Source organism: Pantoea sp. sgz302252 (assembly GCF_047713085.1).
GTDB lineage: Bacteria > Pseudomonadota > Gammaproteobacteria > Enterobacterales > Enterobacteriaceae > Scandinavium.
The window spans coordinates 26,638-44,577 of record NZ_JBLFJW010000009.1; the positions used below are offsets into that span (position 1 = coordinate 26,638).

At 54.3% G+C, this 17,940-nt stretch carries 16 protein-coding genes; 4 read left to right on the forward strand and 12 right to left on the reverse strand.

Annotation, left to right across the window (positions count from 1 at the left end; all coding sequences use genetic code 11):
• Positions 1–80 precede the first annotated feature (80 nt).
• Positions 81–491 (forward strand): YbhQ family protein, encoded by a 411-nt coding sequence (locus tag ACLW56_RS08895; protein WP_330983418.1) that lies wholly within the window; start codon positions 81–83, stop codon positions 489–491.
• Here ACLW56_RS08895 and ACLW56_RS08900 read toward each other — a convergent pair.
• From ACLW56_RS08900 to cecR, 5 genes are all read right to left on the reverse strand, one after another.
• Entirely contained in the window at positions 453–1,559 is a 1,107-nt protein-coding gene (locus tag ACLW56_RS08900; RefSeq protein WP_330983419.1) for an ABC transporter permease, read from the reverse strand. The genes ACLW56_RS08895 and ACLW56_RS08900 overlap by 39 nt on opposite strands.
• 103 nt (positions 1,560–1,662) lie before the next feature.
• Positions 1,663–2,796: an ABC transporter permease gene (locus tag ACLW56_RS08905; RefSeq protein WP_330983420.1), complete on the reverse strand. Its 1,134-nt coding sequence runs from the start codon at positions 2,794–2,796 to the stop codon at positions 1,663–1,665.
• Positions 2,786–4,525: an ATP-binding cassette domain-containing protein gene (locus ACLW56_RS08910; RefSeq protein ID WP_330983421.1), complete on the reverse strand. Its 1,740-nt coding sequence runs from the start codon at positions 4,523–4,525 to the stop codon at positions 2,786–2,788. Before ACLW56_RS08910 ends, ACLW56_RS08905 begins: the two co-directional genes overlap by 11 nt.
• The gene (gene hlyD / locus ACLW56_RS08915) at positions 4,518–5,513 is read right to left on the reverse strand and encodes a secretion protein HlyD (RefSeq protein ID WP_330983422.1); all 996 of its coding nucleotides are present in this window, start codon (positions 5,511–5,513) and stop codon (positions 4,518–4,520) included. The genes ACLW56_RS08910 and hlyD overlap by 8 nt, the downstream gene beginning before the upstream one ends.
• A gap of 4 nt (positions 5,514–5,517) precedes the next feature.
• Positions 5,518–6,186, reverse strand: a complete 669-nt coding sequence (cecR, locus tag ACLW56_RS08920) for a transcriptional regulator CecR (RefSeq protein WP_330983423.1) — start codon at positions 6,184–6,186, stop codon at positions 5,518–5,520.
• A gap of 233 nt (positions 6,187–6,419) precedes the next feature.
• On the opposite strand from cecR, the gene rhlE reads away from it, so the two are divergent.
• The gene (gene rhlE, locus ACLW56_RS08925; RefSeq protein ID WP_330983424.1) at positions 6,420–7,811 is read left to right on the forward strand and encodes an ATP-dependent RNA helicase RhlE; all 1,392 of its coding nucleotides are present in this window, start codon (positions 6,420–6,422) and stop codon (positions 7,809–7,811) included.
• Between the two features lie 187 nt (positions 7,812–7,998).
• A complete protein-coding gene (dinG, locus tag ACLW56_RS08930; protein WP_330983425.1) occupies positions 7,999–10,176 on the forward strand; it encodes an ATP-dependent DNA helicase DinG in 2,178 nt (725 codons plus the stop codon).
• Here the strand turns inward: dinG and ACLW56_RS08935 are convergent.
• From ACLW56_RS08935 to ACLW56_RS08955, 5 genes are all read right to left on the reverse strand, one after another.
• Positions 10,163–10,666, reverse strand: coding sequence for a fimbrial protein (locus tag ACLW56_RS08935; RefSeq protein ID WP_330983426.1), 504 nt, complete (start codon positions 10,664–10,666; stop codon positions 10,163–10,165). The genes dinG and ACLW56_RS08935 overlap by 14 nt on opposite strands.
• Positions 10,663–11,649 (reverse strand): fimbrial protein, encoded by a 987-nt coding sequence (locus ACLW56_RS08940; RefSeq protein ID WP_330983427.1) that lies wholly within the window; start codon positions 11,647–11,649, stop codon positions 10,663–10,665. Before ACLW56_RS08940 ends, ACLW56_RS08935 begins: the two co-directional genes overlap by 4 nt.
• Positions 11,650–11,669: 20 nt before the next feature.
• Positions 11,670–14,213, reverse strand: coding sequence for a fimbria/pilus outer membrane usher protein (locus ACLW56_RS08945; RefSeq protein ID WP_330983428.1), 2,544 nt, complete (start codon positions 14,211–14,213; stop codon positions 11,670–11,672).
• Between the two features lie 21 nt (positions 14,214–14,234).
• Positions 14,235–14,909 carry a molecular chaperone gene (locus ACLW56_RS08950; RefSeq protein ID WP_330983429.1) on the reverse strand — a complete coding sequence of 225 codons (675 nt, stop codon included), beginning with the start codon at positions 14,907–14,909 and terminating at the stop codon, positions 14,235–14,237.
• 66 nt (positions 14,910–14,975) lie between these two features.
• Positions 14,976–15,512, reverse strand: coding sequence for a fimbrial protein (locus ACLW56_RS08955; protein WP_330983430.1), 537 nt, complete (start codon positions 15,510–15,512; stop codon positions 14,976–14,978).
• Positions 15,513–15,778: 266 nt separating this feature from the next.
• On the opposite strand from ACLW56_RS08955, the gene ybiB reads away from it, so the two are divergent.
• The gene (gene ybiB / locus ACLW56_RS08960; protein WP_330983431.1) at positions 15,779–16,741 is read left to right on the forward strand and encodes a DNA-binding protein YbiB; all 963 of its coding nucleotides are present in this window, start codon (positions 15,779–15,781) and stop codon (positions 16,739–16,741) included.
• A 146-nt stretch (positions 16,742–16,887) separates the two neighbouring features.
• Here ybiB and ybiJ read toward each other — a convergent pair whose 3' ends face one another.
• Both ybiJ and bhsA read right to left on the reverse strand, forming a co-directional pair.
• Positions 16,888–17,148 carry a DUF1471 family protein YbiJ gene (ybiJ, locus tag ACLW56_RS08965; protein ID WP_330983432.1) on the reverse strand — a complete coding sequence of 87 codons (261 nt, stop codon included), beginning with the start codon at positions 17,146–17,148 and terminating at the stop codon, positions 16,888–16,890.
• Positions 17,149–17,582: 434 nt separating this feature from the next.
• Positions 17,583–17,846, reverse strand: coding sequence for a multiple stress resistance protein BhsA (gene bhsA, locus ACLW56_RS08970; protein WP_330983433.1), 264 nt, complete (start codon positions 17,844–17,846; stop codon positions 17,583–17,585).
• Between the last annotated feature and the right edge of the window lie 94 nt (positions 17,847–17,940).

Consider the following 17,940-nt stretch of genomic DNA (forward strand, 5'->3'; position numbering starts at 1 on the left):
CAAAAAGGTGCGGTGTTACGGAATTTTCCGTAAAGTCCGGTACTCTGAATAACAGTTGAAAATGCTTCGGGAGAGATGACATGAAGTGGCAACAACGAATTCGTGTCGCAACTGGCCTGAGCTGCTGGCAGATTGTTTTGCATCTGCTGGTCGTTGCAGTTCTGGTATTGGGATGGATGAGCGGGGCGCTGGTGCGCGTGGGGCTGGGGCTCTGCGTGCTTTACGGCGTCACGGTGCTGTTGATGTTAATGCTCCAGCGCCACCACGAAGAACGCTGGCGTGACGTGGGCGATTTTCTGGAGGAGCTGACCACCACCTGGTATTTCGGTGCGGCGGTGATCGTTCTGTGGTTGCTTTCACGCGTGCTGCAAAACAACCTGCTGCTGGCGCTGGCGGGCGTGGTCATTCTGGCCGGCCCGGCGATGGTGTCGCTGCTGGCGAAAGACAAAAAGTTAGGCAACGTGACGGCGAAACATCGCGTACGCCACTGAGCCTGTTGTGGTCGCTATCACCAGTAGCGGCCACAAGCTCTGCCAGACAATATCAAAGCTCGCATCCTTCAAATAAATCTGCTTGGTAATATCCGTAAAGTGACGAATCGGGTTAATCCACGTCGCGTTTTGCAACCATACGGGCATGTTCTCAACCGGGGAAACATATCCCGAAAGCAGGATTGCCGGCATCATAAACACAAACACGCCGATAAACGCCTGCTGCTGCGTTGAGCACAGCGACGAAATCAATAAGCCAAATCCCACCAGCGACAAGCCATACACAATCATGGTGAAGTAAAACAGCGCCAGCGATCCCGAGAACGGTATTTGATAGGCGAAGATACCTATCGCCAGCACGATACTGGCCTGGAAGGTGGCGACAATCAGCGCTGGCACCGCTTTGCCGACAAAAATCTGCCACGTGGCGAGCGGTGAAACCAGAAGCTGATCCAGCGTGCCTTGTTCGCGTTCACGCGCAACGGAAAGCGACGTGACAATCATCACCCCAATTGTGGTGATCATCGCTATCAATGACGGCACCACGAACCATTTGTAATCCAGATTTGGGTTGTACCAGTTGCGCACCACCAGCTTGCTGTTGTTGGGCTTAGGCTTGCCGTCGAGCAATTCCTGTTGGTAATCGTCCACAATCTGTTGCAGATAATTCGCCGCAATCTGGGCGCTGTTGGAGTTGCGTCCATCCAGAATCAGCTGCATCGGCGCAGTTTGCAGGCTGTCGATGTTGCGGGAGAAATCCGCCGGGAAGCGCACCAACAGCAAGGCCTTTTGCGTGTCGATGGTCGGCTGGATCTCCTGCGGGCTTTTCAGCAACAGAATATGGGTAAAGGCTTTAGCCCGGGCAAAGCGCTGAGTCAGTTCTACCGCATGTTTGCCGTTGTCTTCGTTGTAGATGGCAATCGTGGCGTTGGTGACTTCCAGCGTGGCGGCGAACGGGAACAGGAACACCTGAATCAGCACCGGCATAATCAGGATCGCCCGCGTCTGCGGTTCGCGCAGCAGCGATTGCAGCTCTTTTCGAATCAGTGTCCATAAGCGATGAAACATCTTTACTCCTTAATCACCCGCGTCGGGTGGCGGCTGCGCCTGACCCGACCTACAAACTGCATACCTCGTAGGCCCGGTCAGCGCAGCGCCACCGGGCAATGTGTCAGTCCAGCCGACGCCTGGTTTTCAGCCATGTCAGGCCGATAAACATCACCGCCGAGGCAATCAAAAACAGTACGTTAATCACCAGTACCACCGGGATGTTGCCCGCCAGAAACAGGCTTTGCAGAGTGCTGACGAAATAGCGTGCCGGAATGATGTACGTCACCACGCGAATCGCCGCTGGCATGCTGTCTATCTGGAAAATAAACCCGGACAGCATAATCGACGGCAAAAACGCGGCGTTGAGCGCCACCTGAGCAGCGTTAAACTGATTGCGGGTAATAGTGGAAATCAGCAGCCCCATGCCCAGCGTGCTGAGCAGAAACAGGCTGGTAATGAAGAATAAAATCACCAGCGAGCCGCGGTAGGGCACCCCGAGAATAAACACCGACACCAGCATACAAAGCAGCATCGCCAGCATCCCGAGGAAATAGTAAGGGATCAGTTTGCACAACAGCAGCTCGGCGCGGGTGACTTCGGTGGAGAGCAGCGCTTCCATGGTGCCGCGCTCCCACTCGCGGGCCACCACCAGCGAGGTAAGGATCGCGCCGATAACCGTCATGATGATGGTCACCGCGCCAGGAATAATAAAGTGCTGGCTGATGGCCGCCGGGTTAAACCAGTAGCGCGTCTGGACGTCGATAAGCGGCTCAAACTTTTCGCCCCTGTCCTCCGCTCGTTGCATCTGCCAGATTTGCCAGATCCCCTGCACGTAGCCTTGCACAAAGTTGGCAGTATTGGGTTCGCTGCCGTCGGTGATCACCTGAATCGGCGCTTCGTCACCGTCGCGCGCCATTTGCGCGGCAAAGTTCACCGGGATAACCACCAGCCCGCGAATTTTGCCCGCCTGCATTTTCTGGATAAGCGCCTGGCGGTTATCGCTTATGGTGGCGTCAATGTAGGGCGAACCGGTCATGGTGTGGGCGAAGTCGAGCGCTTCCTCGCTCCGTTGTTCCAGTAAAATTCCCACTCGCAGCTTGCTCGAATCGAGGTTGATGCCGTAGCCGAAGATAAAGAGCAGCATCAGCGGGATAACCACCGCAATCAGCCAACTGCTGGGATCGCGAATAATCTGCCGGGTTTCTTTCACGCACAAGGCGCGAACCCGTCGCCAGGAGAGAACGTTACTGGCCATCGGCATGCTCCTTATCCCAGTCATGGATAAGCGTAATAAACGCTTGTTCCATCGTTGGATCAGTCGTTTCCTCGTCAGCCGCCTTGGCTTTCAAATCATCCGGCGTGCCGCTGGCAATCAGCTTGCCGCGATACACCAGGCCAATGCGATCGCAATATTCCGCTTCGTCCATAAAGTGCGTTGTCACCATCACGGTGACGCCTTTTTCCACCATGCTGTTGATGTGCAGCCAGAACTCGCGGCGGGTGATAGGGTCGACGCCGGAGGTCGGCTCATCAAGAAACAAAATATCCGGCTCGTGCATCAACGAGCAGGCCAGCGCCAGTCGTTGCTTAAAGCCGAGCGGCAAATCGTCCGTGGCGTGGTTGCTGATGCTTTTCAGGCCGAAAGCGTCGCTCATCTTGTCGATTTTTTCGGTCTGTGCTTTCCCGCGCAGACCGTACACGCCAGAGAAAAAGCGCATGTTCTGCTCGACCGTCAGGTTGCCGTACAGCGAGAACTTTTGCGCCATATAGCCCAGATGCTGACGAGCCTTGCCGGAGCTGACTTTCAAATCCATGTCCAGCACCAGCGCTTTGCCGGAGGTAGGTACCAGCAGGCCACACATCATTTTAAAGGTGGTGGATTTGCCCGCTCCATTTGGGCCGAGCAGGCCGAAAATCTCGCCGCGTTTAACGGCAAAGTTGACATGATCGGTGGCGGCAAAATCACCGAATTTCTTGGTGAGTTCTTTGGCCTCAATCACTGTTTCTCCGGGCTCGCCCTCTACGGTGTGAAGAATGGCGGCGAGAGGCGATTCAGATGTGCCAGCGCCGCCCAGCAGGTCGATAAACGCATCCTCAAAACGAGGGTCGGTTTCAGCTATCTCAATGTCTGGCATGCCTTCTGCCTGACGAATATCTTTAGCTGCGGCGTCTTTCTTAAGGATGAGGCGCACGGAGCGGCCCTGAATCATGCCGTCGCTCACTTGCGGTAATTTGAGCGTGCGTTGCAGCAGCTTGCGATTGTTCTCTTGCGAGCTGTTCAGCAGAAAACTGCGTCCGCGCATGGTGTCGGTCAATGCTTTTGGTTCGCCTTGATACAGCAGCTCGCCTTCGTTCATCAGCAGCACGTCGCGACACTGTTCGGCCTCATCCAGATAAGACGTGCTCCAGAGGATCAGCATCCCGTCGCCAGCCAGTTCATGCACCATTTGCCACAGTTCGCGGCGTGAAATCGGGTCAACTCCGACGCCCGGTTCATCAAGCAGCAAAACTTTTGGCTCGCCGACCAGCGTACAAGCCAGGCCTAATTTTTGTTTCATCCCACCGGAAAGCTTGCCCGCCAGACGTTCGGTAAACGGGCCAAGCGACGTAAATTCCAGCAACCGGGCGAAGGTTTTCTCGCGAACGTCACCGGTGACGCTGCGTAAATCGGCATACAGCGTCAGGTTTTCCATCACCGTTAAATCTTCGTACAACCCGAATTTTTGCGGCATATAGCCGAGCGCGGCGTGCAGGGCGCTGCTGTCGTTAATTGGGTCGTAGCCGATAACGCTCACGCTGCCTTCATCGGGTTTCAGTAATCCCGCCAGCATCCGCATCAGTGTGGTTTTGCCCGCGCCATCGGGGCCGACGAGCCCGGTGACATAGCCTGATTGTATTGTGCAATCCAGCTTTGCTACCGCAGGCTTATCCATGCCGGTAAAGCGTTTGATAAGCCCGTTAAGCTTAATCACCGCTTCACTCATGAGCGTCTCCCTGCTGGAATTTCACGGTCACCGGCATGCCCTGACGCAGGGCATCATCGGCATCGGTCACGATAATGCGTAAGCGATAGACGAGATCTGTGCGCAGGTCTGGGGTTTCAACCGTTTTGGGGGTGAATTCTGCCGTCGGGGAAACAAAGCCAATTTTGCCGTGATAAGGCTTATTTGGGCGACCATCTGTATAGAGCAGCAGTTCGCGCCCTGGCTGGGCCTGATTCAGGCTGCTTTCATCGACATAAGCTCGCACCCAAACCGGGCGCGTCAGGGAAAGCGTCAACACGGTACTTCCGGCGTTGAGCATGCTGCCGGGCTCTACGGCGCGAGTCAGGATAGTGCCGTCAGACGGGGCGAGCAGGGTGGTGTCCTGCAAATCGAGCTGCGATTGTGCCAGCTGCGCCTGAGCCTGTTCGAGGCTGGCTTTGGCCTGAGCAATTTCCTGCGGACGGTTACCGGCGTGATACTGGTTCAGTTTGTCCTGGGCTGATTTCAGCGTCGCTTGCGCCTGGTCACGTGATGAACGGGCATTTTCCAGGTCGTTGGCGGAAATAGTCCGGCTTTTCCACAACCCCTGCTGACGTTGATAGAAGTTTTGCGCATAATCAGCGGCGGCTTTTGCCTGACGCACCGCGGCGGCGGCCTGCGCGATTTCTTCGTCGCGATAACCTGCCACCAGCAAGTCATATTTCGCCTGGGCTGCGGCCACGTTGGCTTTGGCCTGCATCAGCGCATTTTCATAAGGGGCATGATCCAGCTCGCCCACTGTTTGCCCGGCTTTAATCGCATCCCCTTCATCCACCTGCAAAGCCTGCAAGCGTCCCCCGACACGGAAACTCATATTGACGGTGCGAATATCCACGTTGCCATAGAGGGTCAGGCCGTTGTCTTTTTTGCTCTGATACCAGAAAGCCCCTGCGGCAATGGCCGCGACGATGAGTGCCACCGTCAGACCGAGGATAATGGGTTTTTTCATGACTTCAGCTCCTTTGCGAGAGTCCTTGCAGCAAGAGATCGATATGGGTGGCGATCACCTGGAAAATGATCCCGGCTTTTTCCTCATCAAACTTCGCCCAGCCAGTGCGCAGCAAAATGGTTTCCTGGCCTAAACGGAAGGCGAGGATTTGGCCGAGCAGCGCGTGGGTGTGCAAAATGGTTTGGGTGTCGTTGGGATCAAGCCCTGTCCAGGCGGCAATCAGGCGCGTCAAATGCCCGTGCAGCGGGGCAATCACCTGGTCGTGAATTAATTGATAAGCGGGTGAGGGCGAAAGCTGCTCACGGGAGATAAACTTACTGAGATTGACGGTTTCATCCTGAGTCAGCAGCAGGATCATGTTTTTACTGGCGCTGAGGATGAGGTCGCGAATCGCGTCTTTGTCTGGATTGGGCTGGCTCAACAACTGCTCGCCTGTTTCGGCAAGCGGGCGGAAGTTGCTGCCAATGAAATCGGCAATCCACTGGGCGCAGGCGAGATAGAGATCTTCCTTCGAGCCAAAATAGTAGGGAATGGCGGCGATGTTTTGCCCGGCAAGGGCGGCAATATCGCGGGTGGTGGCATGCAGGCCATATTCACCAAACTGGGCGATAGCCGCCCGGATAAGCTGGTTTTTGGCTTGTTCGCCTTTGCTGGTAATGGGCGTGGTATTCATCGCGCCTCGCAAAGTTAATCAATCGATTGATTAAGATTATGACTGTTTTTTCACCTTGTCCACATTCAGTGGCAATTTATTTCGTAGATGAAGAGAAGAGGGATATTTTATGCGGTGTGTCACAAAAACTGCTACACTCCGCCCCTTGCTGACATTATCGTTTTTGTCTTACCGCACTATCACTATCACCCTGAAAACGATACCTGTCATGGTCGGGGCGGTTCGGAGTTGTTATGTCTTTTGAAACCCTTGGCCTGAACGCTGAGATCCTGCGCGCGATTGCGGAGCAGGGCTACAGCCAGCCTACCCCTATTCAGCAGCAGGCTATTCCTTGCGTACTGCAGGGCCGCGACCTGATGGCGAGCGCCCAGACCGGTACCGGCAAAACCGCCGGATTTACCCTGCCGCTGCTGCAACAGCTGGTGCAGAAAGAGCCGCACGCGAAAGGCCGTCGCCCGGTTCGTGCGCTGATCCTCACCCCCACTCGTGAACTGGCCGCTCAGGTGGGCGAGAACGTTCGCGAGTACAGTAAATACCTCAATATTCGTTCGATGGTTGTGTTTGGCGGCGTGAGCATTAACCCGCAGATGCTGAAACTGCGCGGGGGTGTTGACGTGCTGGTGGCAACGCCGGGTCGTCTGTTAGACCTCGAACACCAGAATGCGGTGAGCCTCGATAAAGTCGAAATTCTGGTACTGGACGAAGCCGACCGCATGCTGGATATGGGCTTCATCCATGATATCCGCCGCGTGCTGGCGAAATTGCCTGCTAAGCGTCAGAACCTGCTGTTCTCCGCGACCTTCTCCGATGAGATCAAAGCGCTGGCCTCTAAATTGCTGCATAACCCGCTGGAAGTGGAAGTGGCGCGTCGCAACACCGCTTCTGAGCAAGTCACTCAGCACGTGCATTTCGTGGATAAGAAACGCAAGCGGGAACTGCTGTCGCAGATGATTGGCGAAGGCGACTGGAAACAGGTGCTGGTGTTCACCCGTACCAAGCATGGCGCCAACCATCTGGCAGAGCAGTTGAACAAAGACGGCATTCGCAGCGCCGCAATTCACGGGAACAAGAGCCAGGGCGCACGTACTCGTGCCCTGGCAGAGTTTAAATCCGGCGATCTGCGCGTGCTGGTGGCAACGGATATCGCGGCGCGTGGCCTGGATATCGAAGAGCTGCCGCACGTGGTGAACTACGAGCTGCCAAACGTCCCGGAAGATTACGTGCACCGTATCGGTCGTACCGGGCGTGCAGCCGCGACGGGTGAAGCGCTGTCACTGGTTTGTGTGGATGAACACAAACTGCTGCGCGACATCGAGCGTTTGCTGAAAAAAGAGATCCCGCGTATTGCGGTGCCGGGCTATGACGTCGATCCATCTATCCAGGCAGAGCCGATTCAAAACGGTCGTCAAAGCCGTGGCGGCGGGGGTCGTGGTCAAGGCCAGCCTCGTCGTAACGACGGTGGTCAGGCACGCCGCAGTGATAAACCAGCCGGTAACGGCCAGGCGCGTCGCAGTGACAAACCAGCCGCAGGCGGTCAGGCTCGTCGCGCTGAGGGCGATCAGCCACGCAGAGAAGGTGCCGCACCGCGTCGTCGCCGTCCGCGTAAGCCTGCTGCTGCGCAGTAAGTGCGAAACTGAACAATGGTCGCTCCGGCGGCCATTTTTTTTGCCCCATTTTTCTGGCGCACAAGCTCGGTATCTCTCGTAGGCCGGTGTCAGGCGAAGCCGCCACCCGGCTTCTCGTGAATGTTTTGCCCCCACCGCCGGAAAGTGTCAGAATAGTGGCTGTTTATACAGTATTCGGACTTCTTCAATGGCACTTACCGCCGCGCTGAAGGCGCAAATCGCGTCCTGGTATAAGGCGCTTCAGGAACAGATCCCCGATTTCATTCCCCGGGCACCGCAACGGCAAATGATTGCTGATGTGGCGAAAACGCTCACCGGTGAAGAGGGCAGGCATCTGGCTATCGAAGCGCCAACTGGCGTCGGTAAAACGCTGTCTTACCTGATTCCCGGTATCGCCATTGCTCGTGAAGAAGAAAAAACGTTGGTCATCAGTACCGCCAACGTGGCCCTTCAGGATCAGATCTACAGCAAAGACCTGCCGCTACTGAAAAAAATCATTCCCGATCTGCGTTTTACCGCGGCCTTTGGTCGTGGGCGTTATGTCTGCCCGCGTAATCTCGCCGGGCTTTCTAGCTCTGAGCCGACACAGCAGGATTTGCTGGCGTTTCTGGATGATGACCTCACGCCCAATAGCAAAGAAGAACAAAAACGCTGCGCAAAGCTGAAAGCCGATCTCGACAGCTATAAATGGGATGGCCTGCGCGATCACACCGATCAGGCCATTGACGATGCGCTGTGGAGCCGTTTAAGCACGGACAAAGCCAGTTGCCTGAACCGTAACTGTTTCTACTATCGCGAGTGTCCTTTCTTTGTGGCTCGTCGCGAAATTCAGGAAGCAGAAGTGGTGGTCGCTAACCATGCGCTGGTGATGGCGGCGATGGAAAGTGAAGCGGTATTGCCGGAGCCGAAAAACCTGCTGTTGGTGCTCGATGAGGGCCACCATCTGCCGGATGTTGCCCGCGATGCGCTGGAGATGAGCGCGGAAATTACCGCGCCGTGGTTCCGGTTGCAGCTCGATTTGTTCAGTAACCTGGTGGCGACCTGCATGGAGCAATTCCGCCCGAAAACCACGCCACCGTTGGCGATACCAGAGCGCCTGAAAGAGCACTGTGACGAACTCCAGGAACACATCGTTTCGCTCAACAATATCCTGAATTTGTACATGCCTGCCGGGCCGGAAGCGGAACACCGTTTTGCCATGGGCGAGCTACCGGAAGAGGTGATGGCCCATTGTCAGCGGCTGGCGAAACTGACTGAAATGCTGCGCGGTCTGGCGGAATTGTTCCTCAACGATTTAAGTGAACGCACCGGTTCTCACGATATCGTGCGTTTGCACCGCGTGTTGCTACAGATGAACCGCGCACTCGGGATGTTTGAGTCGCAGAGCAAACTCTGGCGTTTGGCATCACTCGCCCAGGCTTCAGGCGCGCCCGTCAGCAAGTGGGCCACGCGGGACACGCGAGACGGGCAGCCGCACGTCTGGTTCCACTGCGTGGGCATTCGCGTCAGCGATCAGCTGGAAAAACTGCTGTGGCGCAGCGTGCCTCACATTGTGGTGACGTCCGCGACGCTGCGTTCGCTGAACAGTTTTTCTCGTTTGCAGGAAATGAGCGGCCTGAAGGAGAAAGCCGGAGATCGCTTCGTGGCGCTGGACTCACCGTTTAACCACGTCGAACAGGGCAAAATCATCATTCCACAGATGCACTTTGAACCGTTGATGGAACACGAAGAGCAGCACATCGCGGAGATGGCCGCCTTCTTCCGTGAACAGGTGGAAAGTAAAAAGCATCTCGGCATGCTGGTGCTGTTCGCCAGCGGACGTGCCATGCAGCGCTTCTTAGAGTGCGTGCCGGATTTGCGCTTACTCCTGCTGGTGCAAGGTGATCAGCCACGTTATCGGTTAGTGGAACTGCACCGCAAACGGGTTGAAGGCGGTGAGCGAAGCGTGCTGGTTGGGTTGCAATCCTTCGCGGAAGGCCTCGACCTGAAAGGCGAATTGCTCAGTCAGGTGCACATCCACAAAATTGCTTTCCCGCCAATCGACAGCCCGGTGGTGATCACCGAAGGCGAATGGCTGAAAAGCCTCAATCGTTACCCGTTTGAGGTGCAAAGCCTGCCAGCGGCGTCGTTCAATCTGATTCAGCAGGTGGGGCGACTGATTCGTAGCCACGGCTGCTGGGGCGAGATAGTGATTTATGACAAGCGCCTGCTGACCAAAAATTATGGCCCGCGTTTGCTCAACGCCTTGCCTGTGTTCCCGATTGAGCGCCCCGAAGTGCCGGAAGTCAAAAAAAGCCCGGCAAAAGTGGCTGCCGGGCCGAAAAAAAGCATCCGTGCTAAGAGGCGCGGTCCTACTGGTAAATAAAGGTCACCTGCACCACGCTGCTGAACGTCCCGGCGCTGACGGGCGTTGAAGTGGTGTAATAGCGTGCGGCAAGCGGAAAATCGGCGGTGTGATTACTTTGGTTAACCAGCACGCTAAAGCTGGCATCCGGTGCGATCAAAATCTGATCCTGAGGATCGGACAGCTCCAGCGCCAGACCTTTCGCGCTACCGGTGTTGGCAAATTTTGTCGGGTGAACACTGTCTGCCTGTCCGTGAAAGGTGGCGGTGGCGAGCACGATGCTTGTCGGGCATTTTGAGAGCGTTAAATCAAAGTTTTTCCATTCCCCGTCATCACCCACCTGTTTGAAATCCTTTGCAACGGCCTGACCCAGGTTGACCGTCAGATTTTGACTGGCACTGTCGACCTGGCAGGTATTAGCCACAATATTTCCGTGAATATGAATCGGGATTTCGTCTGCCAGCGCCTGGCAGGCCAGTCCGAGTAGCAGCACAGTGAGTAACTTTTTCATTTATACCCCAACGTAATCGTGGCCACGGAATTGGCTGTGCCCGGTGTCACCTGCGAACTTATTTGCTCATAGGCGAGAATAAATGGAATCGACAGCGGAACGTTCGCGTAGGCCGGTGTCGGCGTGTCGGTATAGGAGCCAAAATTCGGTGGCTGGCCATTGGAGTTTATTTTGACGCCCACGCCGGTGGCGACGCCGTCTTCCGGCGTTAATTTAATGACGTCCGCATAGTTTTGCTCGTAGCCATTCGCGCTGGTTATCATCATCTGCGGTTGCACCGTGTTGTTGCAGCTCACCGTGATAGTAAAGTTTGTCTGGGCGACCACAGTGCCTTGTCCGGTAAAAGCGCTGATCGGCAGGTTGCCCAACATGACGGTAAGCGATTTCGGCGAGACGTTACAGGTCACCTCTTTGACCGTGACATTCCCTGCATAAGAGAGGTGATTCGGGTTACCGATCGCATCATGTTGATAAACGCCGACCCCAAAGACCGTCTGGCTCCCTACCAACGTTCCGGGTGTCACTGTGTCACTGATTTTCACCAGTTCGAGCGTCACGTTAAAATCGAAGGAAAGGCTTCCGTCGGACGCGATATAACCCAGTGGCGTTGAGGAGGAGTTGCAATAAACGCCGCTGGCGCCTGTGATCCGCTGCCCTCTGTCGTTTATCAACGCGATGCCAATCCCTTGCAGCCCGGAAGAATAGACGCCGCTCATTCCCGGCACCTCAGTGCCTGACCCGAAGTAACAGGCAATAATCGGTAAGCCCGCTTCAGCGGAACTGGTGCAGTTACCTGCGACATGCACGCTCTGTTCCGTTCCCGGAATGGTGGAGCCCACAGCCAGCGTGGTGGAGACCGAAATCGAGGCGAGCGTGAACTCTTTTGGAATATTCGGCGAGGTGCAGCTGGCTTTCGCGTGCGGCATAAAAAATGCCGCTGCCGCGAGAATCAAAAGTAAAAAGGACTGTTTTGCTATCGACATCTTAGGGTTTCCCTCGTGAATCAGTGACACTGCCCGGCAGCGTGAATAATGTTGGCTTGGTCTTTTTTATCCTTCAGGGCATAGTCGACGATGCAGCGCTCACTGGCGTCATTCCCCCAGGAAACGAACAGTTTTCCGTGTTGGGCAAGGCCGGTGAGATAAACCTGGCCGTCATTGCCGACAATAAATTCATTGCTTTTATCTTCGGTGGTGACCGTTGCGCCAAATGGCAACGGTTTACCGTTATGACCCAGCGTCATTAAGACTCTGTTCCCCACGCGAGTAGTGAACGAGGCTCGCACCACTGCGCCACGTGTTGGCGTGACCGTCAGTGCGGCGTGGGTGACATCGGCGTCATCCGGCAGCGTTTCAGTGTCCAGCGTGAGCAGGTTGTGGCGATAGGCGGTGACAAAAGGCACCACGGTATAACCGCGATAGTCCGTTTCGACGCCAGTCTGGTTAGCGACAAACGTGCCGTGCGTGCCGGGTGCTTTGATAAGCGCAATGGTTTCTCCCAGTGGCTGACCCAGCGTGATACCGTCGGCATGAGCCACGATGCCACCCTGAATACCGGCACTCACGGTACGCTGATATTTGTCCTGGCTGGCGTTGCCTGTGACTTCGCCGTAAGTCCCTTTGTAGTCCGCATTCAGGCTGGTAGAGTTGGCTGAGTTGGCACTGCCGACACCCTGCTGCACGTTCCAGCTCAGGTTGTCATTGTCCAGCGCCGTGCCGTTGAGCCCCAGGTTGTAGGTGCTCCCGTCTTTGCTGTTATTCATGTTCATGGTCGCCCAGGTGTTATGCATCCAGTGGTCGAGCGGCACGGACACGCTCAGGCTGAACTGGTTGTCATTGCTGACGTCTCTGTCGTTATCGTCAGTGCTGTAGGTATTTTTGTTTCGGCTGTAGCTCAGGGTGTAACTGACGTCGTGCCAGCTGTTGTTGTAGTTAACGCTGAGCGAGGTCATGTCCTGACTGTTGTCCCAGTAGGTTTCTTTCACCATGCTCAGGGTGACTGAGCCCCAGCCTTCGGGAAGGGTCTGATCGACGGTGGCTTCCGCGCGTGCCTGTTTTTGTTGTGGGGCTGACCAGTCGCTGGAATCAGTCCAGGACTCCATGGTGTCCTGAAGGGTGTAGAAGCCCTGGCTGTTGTAGCGGTAACCCGCCAGTGAAAAGTTGGTGCCGGTGGTGGCGACATCTTTGCTGTAACGAACGCGCCAGGAGCGACCACGGCTGGCTTCGCTATTTTTCAGCAGCGCTTTGGCGTGGGTTACGTCGATAGAAAAAGCCCCTAAATCACCGAAGTTTTTACCTACCCCAATCGCCAGAGACTGATAGCGACTGCTGCCCTGAACACCGCCATAAGCAGTCACGCCATACGGCAAACCATAAATGGCGCTGGCCTGGGCGAAAGGTGTTTTTTCCACGCTGTTGTCGTAAGAGCGATACTGGCCAGCGGTCACGCTATATTTCAGGTGTTTTTCTCGTTGCAAAACGGGCACAGAAGCATAGGGCACTACAAAGTGGCTTTCGCTGCCGTCCGTTTCTTTGATGGTCACCTGGAGATCACCGCTGCTGCCGGTAGGGTAAAGATCGTTAATCTCAAATGCCCCTGGCGCGACGGTGTTTTGATAGATGATGTACCCGTTCTGGCGAACCATCACCAACGCATTACTGTGTGCGGTGCCGCGCACCACGGGGGCATAACCGCGCTCGCTCTCTGGCAGCATGTCGCTGTCAGAATTAAGCTGCGCGCCGGTGTAGGGAACGCTGTCAAAAACATCCGCAGGCGTTGTGCTTTGCCCTAAGGTAAGGTCACTTTTCAGCGCGATAATGTCGCGCTGGGCATAGGTATACACGGACGTGAATTCGCTGTTTTCGGTTTGGCCCGTTGTGTTGCGGTTCCAGGTCGAATAGTTACGTACACGCCAGGCACCGATGTTAAAACCAGGGCGCAGGTTGATGTACTGGCTGCTGCTGTCTTCTTCGCCTTTCTGACGTGCAAAGCTCTGGCTGACGTTGGCACTGTAATTCAGCAGACCGGCGGTTATCCCTTCATCGTATTCTTTGGGGTCGATATAGCCGCGTGGAACCTGGCCCAACGCGACCTGGGGAATACTCAACAGCAGTTGCTGGTTTCTGACATGAAAGCTGGCTGAAGCTGAAGGAATGGCGCTTAAGTCGGCGCATTTTCCACCAGCGGAGAGGTTGGGATAGTTTTCTGTTTTTATGCCTAGCTTCGCTAACTCGCTGACGCTGAAACAAGGCTGCAGTGAACGAGTGCCTTGTGCATCTTCCTGAAGCGTGAAAACGACGTCGTGGCTATCGACTTTATTATTATTGATAAAGATAGCCACCGGATATTTCCCCGGTGCTTGTCCAGGGCCATTTTCATATAACTCAAGATCGGTTTTCCCCTGCGCTGGATTATCAATGTCCAGCAGTGCCGGGTTAAAATAATCGTCGGCCCAGGTTTGCGGCGCAAAAAATGCCCCTGCCAGGCCACAAACGATGACCAGCAGAGCAAGGCATTGGCGAACCAGAGACTTTTGATGAGTATACATGGGAGAGTAGGCAACCAGGTCTTAATGTAAGGTCGCAGACCAGGTTTTACTGATGCTGCCGTAATCGGTGATCACGGACCAGGAAACGCTGGTGCCGCTGGTATTTGCCGGGAGCGCAAAGTGTGTCTCGGTATCAGGCACAGCCCAGGTGGCGCTGGTCACTTTATGCCCGTTCAGGGTCACGGCCTGGAAGTTCATATAAAAAGGTGTCGGGTTATTGACCACCAGATCATTCCCTTCGCGATGCCATTGAAGTTTTTCAGCGACGTCTTCAGGCTTGCCTTTTACACTCTCTGGGCGGTACAGCAATTTAATACGCGTATTAATAGCGATTTGTAGAGTATTCGTATCATCGCTGTGGTGCGATGAAGGGATTGCTTTTATATTAAGCCAATAAAGGGATTCTCTGTCTTCTGGCAATGTCCCGCCAGTCCGTACCACGCGTAACACGTTATCTTCTTTCGCATCCAGTCTGAACAGCGGTGGCGTAATAAGAAAAGGAACACTGGCCTTTTTCCCTGTGCCTGCATCAACCCAGGATTGCACCAGATAATTAATATTATCCGGATTGGACACCCCAATGGATGACTCCTGTTTGTTTCCCTGATAGACCATTCGGGTGCCATTAATAATCACGCCAGCATGGGTGGTGGCTGCGACTAATAACAGGCTGCTTAATAAATAACTGTAACGCATGAATGTTTCTCAATAAAGAAGGAGACAGAGTTCTTCTTGCGAAAAAGAGTGCCTCCTGGTGGGGGATCAGTTATAAATAACCGTAAAGGTGGACGCGGAATTAGCCGGACCTGCCGTTACCGAGGCTTTGGTCTGGATATAGCGGGCACCAAATTGCAGATTGTTCATCGTACTGCCAGACGTCAAAGCATACGGCTGAGAAGGCGAGTATAAATCGATAGGCTGCTCGGAGGCGTCAACCAACTGAATCGCCACGCCTGTTGCAGCGCCCGATCCAGGCGTTAATGCCAGGGTCGTGTTATTGTCCGCATCCGGAATTCCACCGAAATTAATCGCAGCCGTTGTGACGGTATCTGGACAATCTGTAAGCTGAATATTAAACAGCGTTAAGGTGGTGGTCGAGCCCGTCCCCTTAAACATCGTTTTGGAGACTTTCCCTAACGCGACATTTAATGGATTGCTTAACCCATTCACCACCTGACAGGCCGAATCAATAATTTCGCCCGTGAAGTTAATTTGACCTTCGCCATTGGTTTCCGCGAAAGCGGAAGCCGAACAGCCGATCGCTGAGGCGATCAGTAAACCTAATGCAATCTTTTTCATAATATGACCTGTAAATATCTCCTTCCGAAAGAGGATGTCCTGTTTATAGTGAATCCATCACTCAACAACTCACTGTGGATTATTTAATCAAAAAATGCGGGCTAGCGATGCTTATACCGGACTGATAAATATCTCAGATAAAACTTGAATAATATTTTGCTGTTGAAAAACAGCGCGTTGTATTGACAGGTGGCGGACATAAAAAACTATCAGCGGGGAGGTCATCAGGGCTATATTGTTAACATCATGCTACAAGGAGTGACACCGTGGATTATCGTAAAATTATTAAAGAAGTGGGGCGCGGTAAAAATCATGCCCGCGACCTGGACACCGAGACGGCGCGCGGCCTTTATGCTCAGATGCTGAAAGGCGAAGTGCCGGAACTGGAGCTGGGCGGTATTCTGATTGCCCTGCGTATTAAAGGAGAGGGCGAAGCGGAGATGCTCGGCTTCTATCAGGCGATGCAACACCACACGATTACGCTGACACCGCCCGTCGGCAAGCCGATGCCGATAGTGATCCCCAGCTACAACGGTGCGCGTAAGCAGGCCAACCTGACGCCGCTGTTGGCGATGCTGCTGCACAAATTGGGTTTTCCGGTGCTGGTGCACGGCGTTAGCCACGATCCAACTCGTATCTTGACCGAAACGATTTTCACCCTACTGGGCATTGAGCCGACGCTACACGCCGGCCAGGCGCAGGCCAAACTCGACAGCCATCAGCCGGTGTATATGCCGATCGGTGCATTTTGCCCGCCGCTGGAAAATCAGCTTGGGATGCGCTGGCGGATGGGGGTGCGTAACAGTGCGCACACGCTGGCTAAACTGGCTACGCCATTTGCCGAAGAGGCAGCGCTGCGCTTATCCAGTGTTTCTCACCCGGAATATGTGCCGCGCGTGGGCAAGTTTTTTGCTGATATCGGCGGCCGTGCTTTGTTAATGCACGGTACCGAAGGCGAAGTCTATGCCAATCCGCAACGCTGTCCGCAAATCAGCCTGATCGACCGCACCGGAACGCGTGTCGTGGTGGAACGTGAAGATGCCCTGCGTGAAGTGCAGTTGCCAGAATCAAAAGATCCGGAAGTGACGGCGAGATGGCTTGAGCGTTGTGTGGCGGGTGTGGAGCCGGTGCCTGAAGTGCTGAAAATTCAGATAGCCGCCTGCCTGCTGGCAACCGGAGAAGTGCCCAACCTTGAAGAAGGAATGAAACGGGTGAATGCCTGCTGGTGATCGGCGGGTCGAATTTGTAGGCCTGGCAAGCGCAGCGCCGCCGGGCAATAAAGCAAAAAAAAGCCCGTCCAGTGGCAGGACGGGCAAAATAAGGGTTAAACAGGTACTGCGGCAATAGTCAATGAGGGGTAATTCAATTCAGGCTGTTATTTGTAGATAACAGCGGTACCGCTAATTTTGTTGTTGGTGTTAGCAGAAGTAATGCTGTAACCGGTAGCACCTGCTGCCGCAGCCTTCTCAGCCAGTTTGGCTTCCAGACCGTCCAGGGTGCTTGCACCGTCTACGGACACGGTACCGATTTTGTTCAGGCTCTGCGCTTCAGACGGGGAAACCGGCTGGGCCGCGAAAGCGCCAAAAGAAAGAGCAGAAAGAGCGATAGCAATAGCAGCAGTTTTGATGGTTTTCATGGTTAATCTCTCGCAGGTTATTCTTTAAAAGTGACGTTGTTCCGTCGATGTGATGAGTATCACGCTTTTTGGCGAAAGATAAAATCGAACAACCTTGACAGACTCAATCGAAAAAATTGAACGATGAATAATTTACTGATTATTAATAAATTATTTTCCGTTCTGACGAGAAACGGCCGGAGAGAAATTTTTAGGGCACATTTTGCGACTTCTTTCGCCAAAAACTGTGCGTGTAAAGACAACCGCTTACGCTGTGTTTTTAGCTGTAGTTTTGTCAATAAAGCTGCTGAAATCAGGATTGGCTGAAACTATACACTGAGTATTGTCAGTTTTTAAAGTGTTTATTCCAGGGTTTTGTCAGGGCAGGTTAACAGCAGTAAAAAGAAATGCGCCCGTGAAAAGAGGCGCATTTTGGGGTGAAAAACTTAGACAGATTATTTGTAGATGGTGGCGGTGCCGAACATTTTGTTGTCACCGCTGGCGGAATTGACCACAAACCCTTTGGCGCCTTCTTGCTGAGCTTTTTCGGCAAGCTTACTTTGCAAATCCTGGAAATCATCGGCACCTGAAACGGAAACCGTACCTGCCGGACGCAATTGTCCGGTATCACCTTGCTTCAGTTGTTGAGTATCGGCGGTCGCCGAAAACGAGAGCATCGACAACGCACCAGCAGCGATCAGAATCATCATTCTCTTCATGTGCACAGCCTCTCTGTTACCACGGGGGATAGGTAAAGTGTAGGTGCTGGCGAAGTGTGACATGCCGCAAAAAATTGAGGATCATCTGCTCATT

What these genes read in the sequence shown, in the direction of transcription:
- ACLW56_RS08895 (WP_330983418.1), top strand. Translation starts at nt 81, where the DNA reads ATGAAGTGGCAACAACGAATTCGTGTCGCAACTGGCCTGAGCTGCTGG.
- ACLW56_RS08900 (WP_330983419.1), bottom strand. Translation starts at nt 1,559, where the DNA reads ATGTTTCATCGCTTATGGACACTGATTCGAAAAGAGCTGCAATCGCTG.
- ACLW56_RS08905 (WP_330983420.1), bottom strand. Translation starts at nt 2,796, where the DNA reads ATGGCCAGTAACGTTCTCTCCTGGCGACGGGTTCGCGCCTTGTGCGTG.
- ACLW56_RS08910 (WP_330983421.1), bottom strand. Translation starts at nt 4,525, where the DNA reads ATGAGTGAAGCGGTGATTAAGCTTAACGGGCTTATCAAACGCTTTACC.
- hlyD (WP_330983422.1), bottom strand. Translation starts at nt 5,513, where the DNA reads ATGAAAAAACCCATTATCCTCGGTCTGACGGTGGCACTCATCGTCGCG.
- cecR (WP_330983423.1), bottom strand. Translation starts at nt 6,186, where the DNA reads ATGAATACCACGCCCATTACCAGCAAAGGCGAACAAGCCAAAAACCAG.
- rhlE (WP_330983424.1), top strand. Translation starts at nt 6,420, where the DNA reads ATGTCTTTTGAAACCCTTGGCCTGAACGCTGAGATCCTGCGCGCGATT.
- dinG (WP_330983425.1), top strand. Translation starts at nt 7,999, where the DNA reads ATGGCACTTACCGCCGCGCTGAAGGCGCAAATCGCGTCCTGGTATAAG.
- ACLW56_RS08935 (WP_330983426.1), bottom strand. Translation starts at nt 10,666, where the DNA reads ATGAAAAAGTTACTCACTGTGCTGCTACTCGGACTGGCCTGCCAGGCG.
- ACLW56_RS08940 (WP_330983427.1), bottom strand. Translation starts at nt 11,649, where the DNA reads ATGTCGATAGCAAAACAGTCCTTTTTACTTTTGATTCTCGCGGCAGCG.
- ACLW56_RS08945 (WP_330983428.1), bottom strand. Translation starts at nt 14,213, where the DNA reads ATGTATACTCATCAAAAGTCTCTGGTTCGCCAATGCCTTGCTCTGCTG.
- ACLW56_RS08950 (WP_330983429.1), bottom strand. Translation starts at nt 14,909, where the DNA reads ATGCGTTACAGTTATTTATTAAGCAGCCTGTTATTAGTCGCAGCCACC.
- ACLW56_RS08955 (WP_330983430.1), bottom strand. Translation starts at nt 15,512, where the DNA reads ATGAAAAAGATTGCATTAGGTTTACTGATCGCCTCAGCGATCGGCTGT.
- ybiJ (WP_330983432.1), bottom strand. Translation starts at nt 17,148, where the DNA reads ATGAAAACCATCAAAACTGCTGCTATTGCTATCGCTCTTTCTGCTCTT.
- bhsA (WP_330983433.1), bottom strand. Translation starts at nt 17,846, where the DNA reads ATGAAGAGAATGATGATTCTGATCGCTGCTGGTGCGTTGTCGATGCTC.